Below are 13,591 nucleotides of genomic sequence, written 5' to 3'. Positions count from 1 at the left end.
GGCATGAGCGACAGCCCGCCGGACAGCGTCGTCCGCACGTACATCGAGACCCACCGCGCCGCCTTCCTCGACGACCTCGCCGAGTGGCTCCGCATCCCCTCCGTCTCGGCGCAGCCCGAGCACGCGGGCGACGTACGCCGCAGCGCCGAATGGCTCGCCGCGAAGCTCAAGGAGACCGGCTTCCCGGTCGCCGAGGTCTGGGAGACCCCGGGCGCCCCGGCCGTTTTCGCGCACTGGCCGAGCGAGGACCCGGACGCCCCGACCGTCCTCGTGTACGGGCACCACGACGTGCAGCCCGCGGCCCTCGCCGACGGCTGGCACACCGACCCGTTCGACCCGGTGGTCAAGGACGGCCGGATGTACGGGCGCGGCGCCGCCGACGACAAGGGGCAGGTGTTCTTCCACACCCTCGGCGTACGGGCCCACCTGGCCGCCACCGGAGCCGCCGCCCCCGCCGTGCACCTCAAGCTGATCGTGGAGGGCGAGGAGGAGTCCGGCTCCGTCCACTTCCGCGAGCTGGTCGAGGCCCGCGCCGCCGAGCTCGGCGCCGACGTCGTGATCGTCTCCGACACCGGCATGTGGTCCGAGACGACCCCCACCGTCTGCACCGGCATGCGCGGCGTCGCCGACTGCGAGATCGACTTCCAGGGTCCGGACCAGGACATCCACTCCGGGGCCTTCGGCGGGGCCGTGCCCAACCCGGCCGCCGTCGCCGCCCGCGTCGTCGCCGCGCTGCACGACGAGGACGGGCGGGTCACCCTCCCCGGCTTCTACGACGGCATCGCCGAGCTGACCGACGCGGAGCGCGAGCTCATCGCGGAGCTCCCCTTCGACGAGTCCGAGTGGCTGCGGACGGCCAAGTCCCACGCGGCCGCCGGCGAGGCCGGCTACACCACCCTGGAACGGGTCTGGGCCCGCCCGACCGCCGAGGTCAACGGCATCGGCGGCGGCTACCAGGGCCCCGGCGGCAAGACGATCGTGCCCGCCTCCGCCCACGTGAAGCTGTCGTTCCGCCTGGTGTCCGGGCAGGACCCGTACGAGGTGGAGACGACCTTCGAGCGCTGGCTGGAGGAGCGGGTCCCGGACGGGATCCGGTACTCCGTCACCTTCGGCGCCCCCACCCGCCCGTGCCTGACCCCGCTGGACCACCCGGCGCTGCGGTCGGTCGTGCGGTCCATGGGCCGCGCGTTCGGCCAGAAGGTCCGCTTCACCCGCGAGGGCGGCTCCGGACCCGCCGCGGACCTCCAGGACGTCCTGGGCGCGCCCGTCCTCTTCCTCGGCATCTCGGTGCCCTCCGACGGCTGGCACTCCCCGAACGAGAAGGTCGAACTGGACCTCCTCCTCAAGGGCGTCGAGACGACCGCCTACCTCTGGGCCGACCTGGCCGCCACCCACCGCCGCACACCCGCCTGAGGCCCGCCGCCCGCCGCCCGCCGCCCGCCGCCCGCCGCCCGCCGCCCGCGGCCCGGCGCACCTGCCGCCCGGCGCCCGTCACACCGCCCTGCCGAGCCTGCCATGCCCTACCACCGGGGGAGTTGGAAGTACCTGTGAGCACCCGTACCGAGCCCGAGCGCCCGATCTCGCTCGCCGCGCCCAGCGGCATCGACCGCGCGGCGCACCACCGCCTGGACGAGGCGTGGCTCGCCGCGGCCTGGAGCCACCCGAGCACCCGCGTCTTCGTGGTCTCCGGCGGTCAGGTCCTGATCGACGACACCCCCGACGGCGGCACCGCGATCGTGATGACCCCGGCCTTCGAGGCCCCGGTCACCGAGACCCACCGCTACTTCCTGGGCAGCGACGAGGACGGCGTACGGTACTTCGCGCTGCAGAAGGACTCGCTGCCGGGCCGCATCGACCAGTCGGCCCGCCCGGCGGGGCTGCGCGAGGCCGGGCTGCTGCTGTCCCAGCGCGACGCCGGCCTGATGGTGCACGCGGTGGCGCTGGAGAACTGGCAGCGCATGCACCGGTTCTGCTCCCGCTGCGGCGAGCGCACGGTGGTCGCCGCGGCCGGGCACATCCGCCGCTGCCCGGGCTGCGGGGCCGAGCACTACCCGCGCACCGACCCGGCCGTGATCATGCTGGTCACGGACGCGCACGACCGCGCGCTGCTCGGCCGCCAGGTGCACTGGCCCGAGGGCCGCTTCTCGACGCTGGCCGGCTTCGTGGAGCCCGGCGAGTCGATCGAGCAGTCCGTCGTCCGCGAGGTGTGGGAGGAGGCGGGCGTCAAGGTCGGCGACGTCGCGTACGTGGCCAGCCAGCCGTGGCCCTTCCCGTACAGCCTGATGCTGGGCTTCACGGCCCGCGCCACCACCTCCGAGATCACGGTGGACGGCGAGGAGATCCAGGAGGCCCGCTGGTTCTCCCGCGCGGACCTGCGCGAGGCGATCGAGAAGGGCGAGGTCCTGCCCCCGTCGGGCATCTCCATCGCGGCGCGCCTCGTCGAGCTCTGGTACGGCGAGCCGCTGCCGCGGCCGATCGCGTAGAAGGTGCCCGTTCCGGCTCCGGCCGGGGTTCGGGCTCCGTAACGTTCGTCACAGCCGGTTCGGCACAGCAGAAGGCCCCCGCCTCGGCGGGGGCCTTTCTGGTGGGCGCGGGGGCGCTCAGACGGCGAGAGCCTGCTTGACCTGCGCCAGGCTCGGGTTCGTCATGACGGACTCCTTGCCGGCGGAGGACTTCACGAGCACGGTGGGAACCGTCTGGTTGCCGCCGTTGGCCTTCTCCACGAACGCGGCGGACGCCGGGTCGAGCTCGATGTTGATCTCGTTGTACGCGATGCCCTCACGGTCCATCTGGCTCTTCAGCCGGCGGCAGTAGCCGCACCAGGTCGTGCTGTACATCGTGACGGTGCCCGTCTCCTGCATGCTGCGCTCTCCTTCGTGCGGCCCCGGCGGTCCGAGTGTCCGAGTAGTCGAACGTACGCGACCGCCCGGCCATTCCCGTAAGTACGACCGGTGCGGACCGCCTGTGGACAGCTTTCCCGCCCGCCCCACCGGACCTGGCAGCATGGCGGGGTGACAGCAGCAACGCACTCCCCGTCCTTCCCCGCCGCCGACCCGGCCGACGCGGTCCTCCTGGGCCTCGACCCGGAGCAGCGCGAGGTCGCGACGACCCTGCGCGGGCCGGTGTGCGTGCTGGCCGGCGCGGGTACCGGCAAGACCCGCGCGATCACCCACCGCATCGCCTACGGCGTCCACTCCGGCCAGCTCATGCCGGCCAGCGTGCTGGCCGTCACCTTCACCAACCGCGCGGCCGGCGAGATGCGCGGCCGGCTCCGCGGCCTCGGCGCGGGCGGGGTCCAGGCCCGGACCTTCCACTCCGCCGCCCTGCGCCAGCTCCACTACTTCTGGCCCAAGGCGATCGGCGGGGACATGCCCCGGCTGCTGGAGCGCAAGGTCCAGTTCGTCGCCGAGGCCGGCGCGCGCTGCCGGGTCCGGCTCGACCGGGGCGAGCTGCGCGACGTCACCGGCGAGATCGAGTGGGCCAAGGTCACCCAGACCGTGCCCGCCGACTACCCGGCCGCCGTCCTGAAGGCCGGCCGCGAAGCCCCCCGGGACACGGCCGAGATCGCCCAGATCTACGCCATGTACGAGCAGCTCAAGCGCGACCGCGGCATGATCGACTTCGAGGACGTGCTGCTGCTGACGGTCGCCATCCTCCAGGACCGCCACGACATCGCCGAGCAGATCCGCGCCCAGTACCAGCACTTCGTCGTGGACGAGTACCAGGACGTCAGCCCGCTCCAGCAGCGGCTGCTCGACCTGTGGCTCGGCGAGCGCGACAGCCTGTGCGTGGTCGGCGACGCCAGCCAGACGATCTACTCGTTCACCGGCGCCACCCCCGACCACCTGCTGAACTTCCGCACCCGCTACCCGCAGGCCACCGTGGTCAAGCTGGTCCGCGACTACCGCTCCACCCCCCAGGTCGTCCACCTCGCCAACGGGCTGCTGAACCAGGCCACGGGCCGGGCCGCCGAGCACCGCCTGGAGCTCGTCTCCCAGCGTGAGGCCGGCCCCGACCCGGTCTACGCCGAGTACCCCGACGAGCCCGCCGAGGCCGAGGGCGTGGCCCGCCGCGTCCGGGACCTGGTCGCGGCGGGGGTCCCGGCCGGCGAGATCGCCGTGCTCTTCCGCATCAACGCCCAGTCCGAGGTCTACGAACAGGCCCTCGCCGACGCCGGGGTCCCCTACCAGCTCCGCGGAGCTGAGCGCTTCTTCGAGCGGAACGAGGTCCAGAAGGCGATCCTCGCCCTGCGCGGCGCCGCCCGCTCCGGGGGGAACGACCCGCTGCTCGACGACGTCGTCGAGCTCGGCTCCCAGGTCCGGGCCGTGCTCAGCTCCACCGGCTGGACCGCCGAGCCGCCCGCCGGCTCCGGCGCCGTGCGCGACCAGTGGGAATCGCTGGCCGCCCTCGTCCGCCTCGCGGAGGACTTCGCCCGCGCCCGGCCCGGCGCCACCCTGGCCGACCTGACGGTCGAGCTGGACGAGCGCAAGGCCGCCCAGCACGCCCCGACCGTCCAGGGCGTGACCCTCGCCTCGCTGCACGCGGCGAAGGGCCTCGAATGGGACGCCGTGTTCCTCGTGGGCCTCACCGACGGCATGCTGCCGATCACGTACGCGAAGACCGACGAGCAGGTCGAGGAGGAGCGCCGGCTGCTCTACGTCGGCGTCACCCGCGCACGGCACCACCTGAACCTCTCCTGGTCCCTCTCCCGCGCTCCGGGCGGAAGGCCCTCCAGGCGCCCCAGCCGCTTCCTGAACGGCCTGCGGCCGGGCTCCGCGGTCCCGGGCACCGGGACGGCCGCCGCGGCCGAGCGGAGCCCCCGCAAGCGCGGCCGCCGCGGACCGGTGCTGTGCCGGGTCTGCGGCAGGACGCTGACCGAGGCCGGCGAGCTGAAACTGACGCGCTGCGAGGACTGCCCCTCCGACATGGACGAGGGGCTCTACGAGCGGCTGCGGGGCTGGCGCGCGGCCCGGTCGAAGGAGCAGGGCCTGCCCCCGTACTGCGTCTTCACGGACAAGACGCTGATGGCGATCGCGGAGGCCGCGCCGTCCGAGGGCGGAGAGCTCTCGATGATCTCCGGCGTCGGCGCCCGCAAGCTCGACCGGTACGGAGCCGATGTCCTGGCCATCTGCGCAGGTCAAGAGCCCGGCACCACAGAACCTGACGACGCGTAGAAACTCGTCGGAAAAATAGTTTGCACATGCCCGGCGAAGCCCCATAGGTTCTTAGCAACGGAAACGGTGGCTTCTCCGAAGCCCCTGATCCGTGCTGTACTTATCCGAATACGCATGGGACGGGCCTCCGGGCCGGTCCCCGAGACGCCGAGAGGAGGCGAGACCAGTGACCAGCTTCATGACCTTCACCGAAATGACCGATCGCTCGGTCGACGCTTCCTGCCTGCTCGGTTCCGTCTCGCTCCTGGGTACCGGTCTGTCTGCGATTTCCGCGGGCAGCCCCGCCGCCCTGCTGGCGACCCTTCCGGTCAGTGAGCGCAATGAGCGACCGATGCAGGCACCGGTGGCAGTAAGGGAAGCCCAGGCACATGGCGCCTATGGGTTTGCCGCCGCGGCCGGTGCCGGATCCACGACGAAGCAGACGAAGAAGCAGCAGCACCACCTGATGTGGGCCTTCCGTGGGCTCGAACCCTGGAGTGATCCAGCCTGACGTGTGTCAGGCCGGCGCCTTCAGGGCCGCGGAACCCCACCCGGGATCCGCGGCCCTTCTGTTTGTCCCCGAACGGGGACGACGGAGCGAAGGGGCCTCGGGACTGGCAGAACCAGTCGGTGTGAGGGCAAACCAGCCGAACCCGGCCGACCGGCCGGAACGACTAGCCACCAAGACGAGGAAAAAACCACCGTGCAACTCGAAGCGCACGCCCCGTCCGTACCGCAGACCCAGACGATCTCCCCGCCCGCAGTCCCGGAGGACCACGCCTTGACCCCGCTCACCGCGCTGACCGCGCTCGACGACGCCATCGAGAACCTCGGCGTACCCGTTCCGTGCCGCACCTTCGACCCCGAGGTCTTCTTCGCCGAGTCCCCGGCGGACGTCGAGTACGCGAAGTCCCTCTGCCGGACCTGCCCGCTCGTCGAGGCCTGCCTCGCCGGGGCGTCCGAGCGCCGCGAGCCCTGGGGTGTCTGGGGAGGCGAGCTCTTCGTCCAGGGCGTCGTCGTCGCCCGCAAGCGTCCCCGTGGCCGTCCCCGCAAGAACCCGGTCGTCTCGGCATGACCGCCCACGGAACCATCGACCGCCCCCTCACGCACGACCCCCTGAAGCAGGCCCCCATGACCCCCCACACCACGAGCGAGCAGCCGCACGGCGCCGCCCACGCAGACTTCATCACCGCAGGCGCGATGACCTCGCGTCAGAACAGGACCCGCGAAATGCAACTCATCCCAGAAGCCCTGGCCCGTGCCCATATGGACGACCGCATGCGTGAGGCCGACGCCGAGCGTCACGCCCTGCGCCTGGTCGCCGCCCGCCGGATGCAGCGCCGCGCCGAGCGCGTCTCGCTGCGCGCCCGGCGCGCGCTGGCCATGGCCGTCATGAACTGACGGCCGGTACGGAGCTGAACCACGTCCCGGGGGGACCGGTCCTAACGGACCGGTCCCCCCGGTGCGTTGCGGGTGGCCGCCGCCCCGTACGGGGATATCGTCCGGAGGTGGACCAGCCGACCCCCCGCCCCGCCCCGTCGGGACCCGAGGCCCAGCCCGTCGTCTGCGCGAGCTGCGGTGCCCGGTCCCCGGACGGCGCCCCGCCGACCTGGACCTGCTCCATGGAGAACGGCGCCCGGCTCTACTTCTGCGACGACTGCGCCCGGGCCAACCTCCGGGCGATCGAAGGCCGGCTCGACTCCTCCTGGTGGTGACCCGCCCGCCACCCCCGCCGCGCGGCCGCCGTCACGGCGTCACTCCGCGGAGGGGAACCCCGGCAGCCAGGAGTCCAGTTCGTCCCGCAGCCGCACCGTCGCGCCCAACTGGCACAGCACCCCGATGGTGCTCAGCGTCACCCGGTGGATCAGCAGGTAGGACGGCGGCAGGTTGATCTGCCGGCCCAACTGGTGCGCGGGGGAGCGCGGGTCGGCGATCCGCGCCGCCTGGCCCCGCAGCCACGGCCGGGTGAAGGTGAACTCCTCGGCCTCGGCGGGCTCGATGATCGGCTTGAGGTACGCCAGCAGCGCGTCGGGGTCCAACTCGATGGACTCCTTCACGAACCCCTCCGCCCGCAGGTGCCCGTAGACCCCCTCGGCGTCGCCGTCCAGGGTCATCCGCAGCGACCGGCCGATGGGCCCCGGCCAGCCGCCGGGCAGCCGGTCGACCGTGCCGAAGTCCAGCACGCCCAACCGCGTCCGGCCGTCCGAACCCGATATCAGCCGGAAGTTGCCCGGATGCGGGTCCGCGTGGAGCAGCCCGGTGCGCGCGGGTCCGGAGAAGAGGAACCGGGCCAGCAGCTGACCGGCGCGGTCGCGCTCCTCCCGGCTGCCGTCGGCTATCACCTCCGACAGCGGGGTGCCCTCCATCCACTCGGTCACCAGCACCTGGTCGCCCTGGTGCACGACGTCCGGCACGACCACGTCCGGGTCGTCCTCGAACGCGTCCGCGTGGGTGCGCTGGGCCTCGGCCTCCAGCTCGTAGTCCAGCTCCTCGGAGACCCGGTCGCGCAATTCCTTGATCAGCGGCTTGATGTCCATGCCCGGGACGAGCGGACCCAGCAGCCCCGCGAACCGCCCCAGCTGCTTCAGGTCCGAGAGCAGCGCCTCGCCCGCCCCCGGGTACTGGACCTTGACCGCCACCTGCCGGCCGTCGTGCCACACCGCCCGGTGGACCTGACCGATCGAGGCCGCCGCGGCCGGCTTGTCCTCGAACTCCTCGAACAGCTCCCGCCAGTCCGCGCCCAGCCGTTCCGCCAGCACCTGGTGCACCGTCGCCGCGGGCAGCGGCGGGGCCGCCTCCTGGAGCTTGGTCAGGGCCGCCCGGTAGGGCCCCGCGACCTCCTCGGGAAGGGCCGACTCGAAGACCGACAGGGCCTGGCCGAACTTCATCGCCCCGCCCTTCAGCTCCCCGAGCGTCTTGAAGAGCTGCTCGGCGGTCCGCTGCTGGAGCTCGCGCGCCACGATCTCCGCGGACTTGCCGCCGATCCGCTTGCCCAGCCCCCACGTGGCCCGTCCCGCGATGCCGAGCGGCAGCGCGGCCAGCTTGACGGTGCGGGTGACCGCCTTCCGGGGAAGATCAGACATGCGCCCCTCCAGTTCCCAGACAGCTGCGCCGCAAGCGGCGGTTCGCGAAGACCCCTCGGACCCAAGGCATCCTGTCATGGCCCCTCGGCCCGGTCGGCTCCCGATCCTCCTCCCGTCCGCTCGAGCACGGCCGGACGGCCCGCGGCCGCACCGCACGGGCAGTCGGGATGCGGGCCGACCCCGGAGCGCTCCCAGTGGAGCGACGGGAGGGCCGCCTCCCAGCGGGCGCCCGTGGAGGCGGGCAGCTCCCCGTCGAGGAAGGACAGCGCGTGGGCCGCGGCCAGACCGGCGGTCGCCGTGGACAGCCCCAGGTCACAGGCGGCGGTCGCGCGCCGCCGGTGGGCGGAGCGCCACTGCACCAGCATCCTGGGCCAGGCCCCGTCCCGCTCCACCCGGTCGCGCTCCATGCACCCCGCGCACGCCGTGGCCCCCGGCAGCACCAGCGGACCCACCAGCCCGGTGCCCTCCAGCACCCCCGCGTACAGGTGCGGGACGCCCGAGGCGACCCAGCCGGCCGCGGTCTCCGGGTCGGGTGCCCAGGCGTGCAGCCCGTCCCGCGGGGCCACGACCACCAGGGCCAGCCCCGCCTCCGGGCCGTCCCGCTCCCCGGCCCGCGGCGTCCGCCCCGGGGCGGACTCGCGCACCAGCCGGACCGCGGCCTCGGCGCGCAGCCGGCCCACGCTCGCCGCCCCCAGCCCGCCCGGCGCCACGTCCGCCGGCTCCACCCGGCCCCCGTCGAGCACCTCGACCCGGCCCACGCCCGCGCCCGCCAGGACCGCGGCGATCACGGCCCCCACCCGGCCGCCGCCGCGCACCTGGACCCGTACCGCCCGGCGCGCGGCCACGCCCCGCAGGTCCCCGCCGGGCTCCCGGCGGACCAGGGACAGCGAGCCCAGGTCGGGCCCCAGCCGCTCCAGCTCCTCCGGGCGCCCCCGCACGGCCTGCGCCCGCGGGCCGCCGGCCGTGGCGTCGTCGAGCAGGCCGGCTCCCGCCAGCCGCCGGACCAGCTCGTCGGCCACGCCGGCCGGTAGCCCCATCCCCGAGGCCTCGGCCCGCAGCAGGTCCATTCCCCGGGTCCCGTCGATCCGGTCGATGAGCGAACCGGTCGCCGTGTCCACGGGGCCGAAGACCACCGCGTGCGCCGGGGTCACCCCGAACTGCACCGTCCGCAGATCCCGCCACGCCCGCGCCAGCGCCGGCTTCACCTTCGGATACATCGCCGCCCCCTCGATTCGCTCCCGCACTCACTTCCCGTCCGTCGCCCACAGTGCCCGCCCGCCGCGTTCCGTGCGGAGGTTTGTCCACAGGCTGGGGGTATCGGGCATATGAAAAGGAAAAAGGAGTGTTCCGGCCGCGGCCTGCGAATCCATCCCGTTCGAACGCCGGACCTGCGGGACTTCCACGACGGCCAGCGGGTACCGTCGTGCCGTGTCCGCCGATCCACCGCAGCGCGCCGTCGAAGTCCGCCGGAGCGCGCGCCGCCGCAGGACCGTATCCGCCTACCGCGAGGGTGACCGTACGGTCGTCCTCATCCCTGCCCGGATGTCCGAGGCCGAGGAGCAGCGCTGGGTGGGCGTGATGCTCGACAAGCTCGCCGCCCAGGAGGGCCGGCGGACCCTCGGGGATGCCGAGCTCACCGCGCGCGCCGAGCGCCTGTCCGAGCAGCACTTCGGCGGCCGGGCCCGCCCCCGCACCGTCCGCTGGGTCACCAACCAGAACACCCGCTGGGGCTCCTGCACCCCGTCCGAGGGCAGCATCCGGCTCTCGCACCGCCTCCAGGGGATGCCGGAGTACGTCGTCGACTACGTGCTCCTGCACGAGCTGGCGCACCTCCTCGTACCCGGCCACGGCCCCCGGTTCTGGGAGCTGCTGGAGGCCTACCCCCGCACCGAGCGGGCCCGCGGATACCTGGAGGGAGTGGTCGCCGCCGAGCGCCTCCCGAAGGTCCCCGCCGACGCCGAGGAGTGACACGGCCCCCGCCCGGGACATCACGCACGGTGATATGTACCGGGTCGGTACCGACTTGGCCGGATGTCCGTCGTTGCCGTTAGCCTGAGCGGCACGCATTCACAGTCGGGATGGGGGACGGTCGTACGTATGGCCAGGGAATTCCAACGCGGCCACAAGGCCAAGATCAGTGATTTGACGGCGGGCACCGACCTGTACGTGGGCGTCCAGATCTCCGGACCCGGACTCGCCTTCGACATCAGCTGCTTCGGCCTCGACGCGAACGAGCAGCTTTCGGACGACCGCTACTTCGTCTTCTTCAACCAGCCGAAGTCGCCGGAGGAGTCCATCCAGCAGCTGGGCGCCCAGGCCGGTGACAGCGAATCCTTCCGGGTGACGCTGGACCGCATCCCGGCCTCGATCCACAAGCTGTCCTTCACCGCCACCATCGACGGCGCCGGACAGATGTCGCAGATCGGCCCCGGCTACATCCGCGTCGTGGCCGGCGGCGAAGAGGTCGTCCGGTACGCGTTCACGGGCTCCGAGTTCACCACCGAGCGGGCCGTGATGCTCGGCGACTTCTACCTCAAGGACGTGTGGCGCTTCGCCGCCGTCGGCCAGGGCTTCGACGGCGGACTCGACGCGCTGCTGCGGAACTTCGGCGGCGAGGTCGCCGAGGAGGCGCAGCCCGAGCAGCAGGTACCGGCCCAGGGCGGCGCCGCCCCCGGCTTCGCCCCGCCGCCGCAGGCCGCCGCCCCCGCGCCCTCGTTCGGCGCCCCGGCCCACCAGGCCCCGCCCGCCCCGGCCCCCGCGCCGCCCTTCGGCGCGCCCGCGCCCGCCCCGGCCCCCGTCCACCAGCCGCAGCCCTACCAGCCGCCCGCCGCCCCGGCCCCGGCCCCGGTGCACGCCGCGCCCACGATGGCCGCGCCGCTCGCCCCGCCGGCCCCCGCCCCGTACGGGCAGCCGCAGCAGCCCTCGTACGGCCAGGTCCCCCCGCCGGCCCCGGCCCCCGCCCCCTACGGGCAGCAGCCGGGCCACGGCCAGCCGCCCGGGCACGGCCAGCCGCCCGGCTACGGACAGGTCCCGGGCCAGCCCCCCGGCTACGGCCAACAGCCCGCCCCCGCCCCCGCGCACCAGGCCGCGGCCGGAGCCGGACTCGCCGCCGCGCTCCAGCCGTACAAGGAAGCCCCCACCGGCGCCCGCTGGACCCCGCAGAACCAGCAGCTCATGCGGGTCGACCTGTCGATGGGCGGCCAGGCCGTCCTCGCCCGCCAGGGCAGCATGGTGCTGTACCAGGGCAAGGTGGACTTCAGCTACAAGGGAGCGGGCTTCGCCGGCCGCATCGTCGGCAACGCCACCGGCCAGGAGATGCAGCTCATGCGCTGCACCGGCCGCGGCCAGGTCTTCCTCGCCGAGAACGGCGCCCACCTGCACGCCATCGAGCTCCAGGGCGACGCCATCTGCGTCTCCGCCGAGGCGGTCCTCGCCTTCGACGAGTCGCTCCAGCACGAGGTCCGCCGCATCGAGGGCCACGGCATCCCCGGCGGCGCCCTGTTCACCATGCAGTTCCAGGGCACCGGCACGGTGATCGTCAAGACGCACGGCGTCCCGGTGGTCCTGCCCGTCACCCCGACCACGTTCGCGGACAGCAACGCCATCGTCGCCTGGTCCGCGGCCTCGCAGGTCATCCTGTCCAGCCAGGTCCGGCTCCGGCGCAACGCCTACCCCGGTCACAGCGGGGAGACCGTGAACCTCCAGTTCCGCGGTGCTCCCGGCAACTTCATCGTCGTCCAGCCGTACGAGGTCTGAGGGAGCCCGACATGAACGCAATGAACCAGCAGCTCGCGGGCTACGCCCCGACCCCCGTCACGGCCCGCATGGAGAACCACGGCCGGGCCATGCTCAAGGTCGCCATGCAGAGCGGCCAGGACCTCTTCGCGCGCACCGGCTCGATGGTCGCGTACGAGGGCTTCGTCCAGTACGAGCCCAACCCGCCGGCTGTGCGCCAGATGGCCTCGCAGTGGCTCACCGGCGAGAGCGCCCCGCTGATGAAGTGCACCGGCGACGGCCTGCTCTACCTCGCCGACTACGGCGCGGACGTCGTCGTCATCAACCTCGACAACGACGCGCTGTCGGTCAACGGCAGCAACCTGCTCGCCTTCGACGCCCACCTCCAGTGGGGCGTCGAGCGGGTCAAGGGCATGGCGAAGTTCGCCGGCCAGGGCCTGTTCAACGTGCAGGTCTCCGGCACCGGCTGGGTCGCCATCACCTCCCGCGGCACGCCGATCGTGGTCGACTGCGGCCGCGGCGACGACGAGACGTACGTGGACCCCGACGCACTCGTCGCCTGGTCCCCGAACCTCAAGGTCAAGGGGAAGCGCAGCTTCAAGGCCTCGTCGATGATCGGCCGGGGCAGCGGGGAGGCCTACCAGATGGCCTTCTCCGGCCAGGGCATCGTCGTCGTACAGCCCAGCGAGGACAGCACCGACCGGCTCCGGGCCCGGGGCTGAGGGGGAGCGGACACATCATGCAGAGCGCACTTTTCGCCCACGCCGAGGCACAGTCCCAGGAGCGGTACGCGGTCCAGAACCCGCAGCTGCTGCGGGTCTCGCTGACCGGCACCGACGACGTCCTCGCCCGCAAGGGCGCGATGGTCGCCTACCAGGGCATCATCGACTTCGACGGCGAGTACCAGAGCTCCACCCAGCGCAACGCCCGCGCCCGCACCGGCGAGGGCCTCGACCTCATGCGCTGCTCCGGGCAGGGCACCGTCTACCTCGCCAACCTGGCCCAGTACGTCCACGTCGTGGACGTGGACCAGGAGGGCCTCACCGTCGACAGCAGCTACGTGCTCGCCCTGGACTCCACGCTGCACACCGAGGCCATCGCGGTGGACAGCCAGTACGGGATCTCCGGGTCCGGCAAGTACCAGCTCAACATCACCGGCCGCGGCAAGGTCGCCCTGATGACCTCCGGCCAGCCGCTGATGATGCAGGTCACGCCGGACAAGTACGTCAACGCCGACGCGGACGCCGTCGTTGCCTGGTCCACCTCGCTGCGGGTCCAGATGCAGGCCCAGACCCACTCCACCGGAGTCTGGCGGCGCCGCGGCAACACCGGCGAGGGCTGGGAGCTCAGCTTCCTCGGCACCGGCTTCGCGCTGGTGCAGCCCAGCGAGGTGCTGCCGCCGCAGAACGCCCAGCTCGGACAGGGCGCCGCCGCGCAGTTCGGCATGGGCCAGCAGGGCGCGCACGGGCAGAACCAGAACAACGCCTGGAACTAGCCGTCCCGGGTACGACGGTGCAGGGGCGGTCCCGCGCGGGACCGCCCCTGCACCGTCGGTGCCCGGGGGGGGGGGGGCGCGGCCCGGGTTGCGAGGGGGGGGGTCGGATACAAATAAGACGCGGC

The 13,591-nt window shown here is 73.2% G+C and carries 14 protein-coding genes; 11 read left to right on the top strand and 3 right to left on the bottom strand.

The features are described 5' to 3' along the window. Positions 1-3 precede the first annotated feature (3 nt). Together ACFWTC_RS19320 and nudC are read left to right on the top strand one after the other, a co-directional pair. Positions 4-1,413: a dipeptidase gene (locus tag ACFWTC_RS19320; protein ID WP_383927808.1), complete on the top strand. Its 1,410-nt coding sequence runs from the start codon at positions 4-6 to the stop codon at positions 1,411-1,413. 122 nt (positions 1,414-1,535) lie between these two features. Continuing rightward, entirely contained in the window at positions 1,536-2,483 is a 948-nt protein-coding gene (nudC, locus tag ACFWTC_RS19315; protein WP_384026928.1) for an NAD(+) diphosphatase, read from the top strand. Between the two features lie 117 nt (positions 2,484-2,600). On the opposite strand, the gene ACFWTC_RS19310 is transcribed toward nudC, so the two are convergent. Then, on the bottom strand, positions 2,601-2,861 hold the full coding sequence (locus ACFWTC_RS19310) for a mycoredoxin (RefSeq protein ID WP_383927802.1): 261 nt from the start codon (positions 2,859-2,861) through the stop codon (positions 2,601-2,603). A gap of 150 nt (positions 2,862-3,011) precedes the next feature. Between ACFWTC_RS19310 and ACFWTC_RS19305 the strand changes: the two genes are divergently transcribed. From ACFWTC_RS19305 to ACFWTC_RS19285, 5 genes are all read left to right on the top strand, one after another. Beyond that, entirely contained in the window at positions 3,012-5,174 is a 2,163-nt protein-coding gene (locus tag ACFWTC_RS19305) for an ATP-dependent DNA helicase UvrD2 (protein ID WP_384026925.1), read from the top strand. A gap of 178 nt (positions 5,175-5,352) precedes the next feature. Further along, positions 5,353-5,664 (top strand): hypothetical protein, encoded by a 312-nt coding sequence (locus tag ACFWTC_RS19300; RefSeq protein WP_383927861.1) that lies wholly within the window; start codon positions 5,353-5,355, stop codon positions 5,662-5,664. Between the two features lie 192 nt (positions 5,665-5,856). Then, the gene (locus tag ACFWTC_RS19295) at positions 5,857-6,228 is read left to right on the top strand and encodes a WhiB family transcriptional regulator (RefSeq protein WP_383927796.1); all 372 of its coding nucleotides are present in this window, start codon (positions 5,857-5,859) and stop codon (positions 6,226-6,228) included. After that, a complete protein-coding gene (locus ACFWTC_RS19290) occupies positions 6,225-6,554 on the top strand; it encodes a hypothetical protein (protein ID WP_383927793.1) in 330 nt (109 codons plus the stop codon). Before ACFWTC_RS19295 ends, ACFWTC_RS19290 begins: the two co-directional genes overlap by 4 nt. A 107-nt stretch (positions 6,555-6,661) precedes the next feature. Beyond that, positions 6,662-6,868 (top strand): hypothetical protein, encoded by a 207-nt coding sequence (locus ACFWTC_RS19285; RefSeq protein ID WP_383927789.1) that lies wholly within the window; start codon positions 6,662-6,664, stop codon positions 6,866-6,868. Between the two features lie 39 nt (positions 6,869-6,907). On the opposite strand, the gene ACFWTC_RS19280 is transcribed toward ACFWTC_RS19285, so the two are convergent. Together ACFWTC_RS19280 and ACFWTC_RS19275 are read right to left on the bottom strand one after the other, a co-directional pair. Then, positions 6,908-8,236, bottom strand: a complete 1,329-nt coding sequence (locus tag ACFWTC_RS19280; RefSeq protein WP_383927786.1) for an ABC1 kinase family protein — start codon at positions 8,234-8,236, stop codon at positions 6,908-6,910. A 74-nt stretch (positions 8,237-8,310) separates the two neighbouring features. After that, positions 8,311-9,453, bottom strand: a complete 1,143-nt coding sequence (locus ACFWTC_RS19275; protein WP_383927783.1) for a ThiF family adenylyltransferase — start codon at positions 9,451-9,453, stop codon at positions 8,311-8,313. Positions 9,454-9,664: 211 nt separating this feature from the next. Here ACFWTC_RS19275 and ACFWTC_RS19270 point away from each other — a divergent pair, with 211 nt between their 5' ends. The 4 genes from ACFWTC_RS19270 to ACFWTC_RS19255 all read left to right on the top strand — a co-directional run bounded on the left by ACFWTC_RS19270 (position 9,665) and on the right by ACFWTC_RS19255 (position 13,466). Beyond that, the gene (locus ACFWTC_RS19270; protein ID WP_384026922.1) at positions 9,665-10,204 is read left to right on the top strand and encodes a M48 family metallopeptidase; all 540 of its coding nucleotides are present in this window, start codon (positions 9,665-9,667) and stop codon (positions 10,202-10,204) included. A 129-nt stretch (positions 10,205-10,333) separates the two neighbouring features. After that, on the top strand, positions 10,334-11,992 hold the full coding sequence (locus tag ACFWTC_RS19265) for a TerD family protein (RefSeq protein ID WP_384026919.1): 1,659 nt from the start codon (positions 10,334-10,336) through the stop codon (positions 11,990-11,992). Between the two features lie 20 nt (positions 11,993-12,012). Then, positions 12,013-12,693, top strand: coding sequence for an AIM24 family protein (locus ACFWTC_RS19260; RefSeq protein WP_267718389.1), 681 nt, complete (start codon positions 12,013-12,015; stop codon positions 12,691-12,693). A 17-nt stretch (positions 12,694-12,710) separates the two neighbouring features. Next, positions 12,711-13,466 (top strand): AIM24 family protein, encoded by a 756-nt coding sequence (locus ACFWTC_RS19255; protein WP_383927775.1) that lies wholly within the window; start codon positions 12,711-12,713, stop codon positions 13,464-13,466. Positions 13,467-13,591 lie beyond the last annotated feature (125 nt).

This window comes from Streptomyces sp. NPDC058619 (genome assembly GCF_042717785.1).
Taxonomy (GTDB): domain Bacteria; phylum Actinomycetota; class Actinomycetes; order Streptomycetales; family Streptomycetaceae; genus Streptomyces.
The sequence above is the reverse complement of the archived record's forward strand: the minus strand, read 5'-3'. Positions and strand labels throughout refer to the sequence as shown.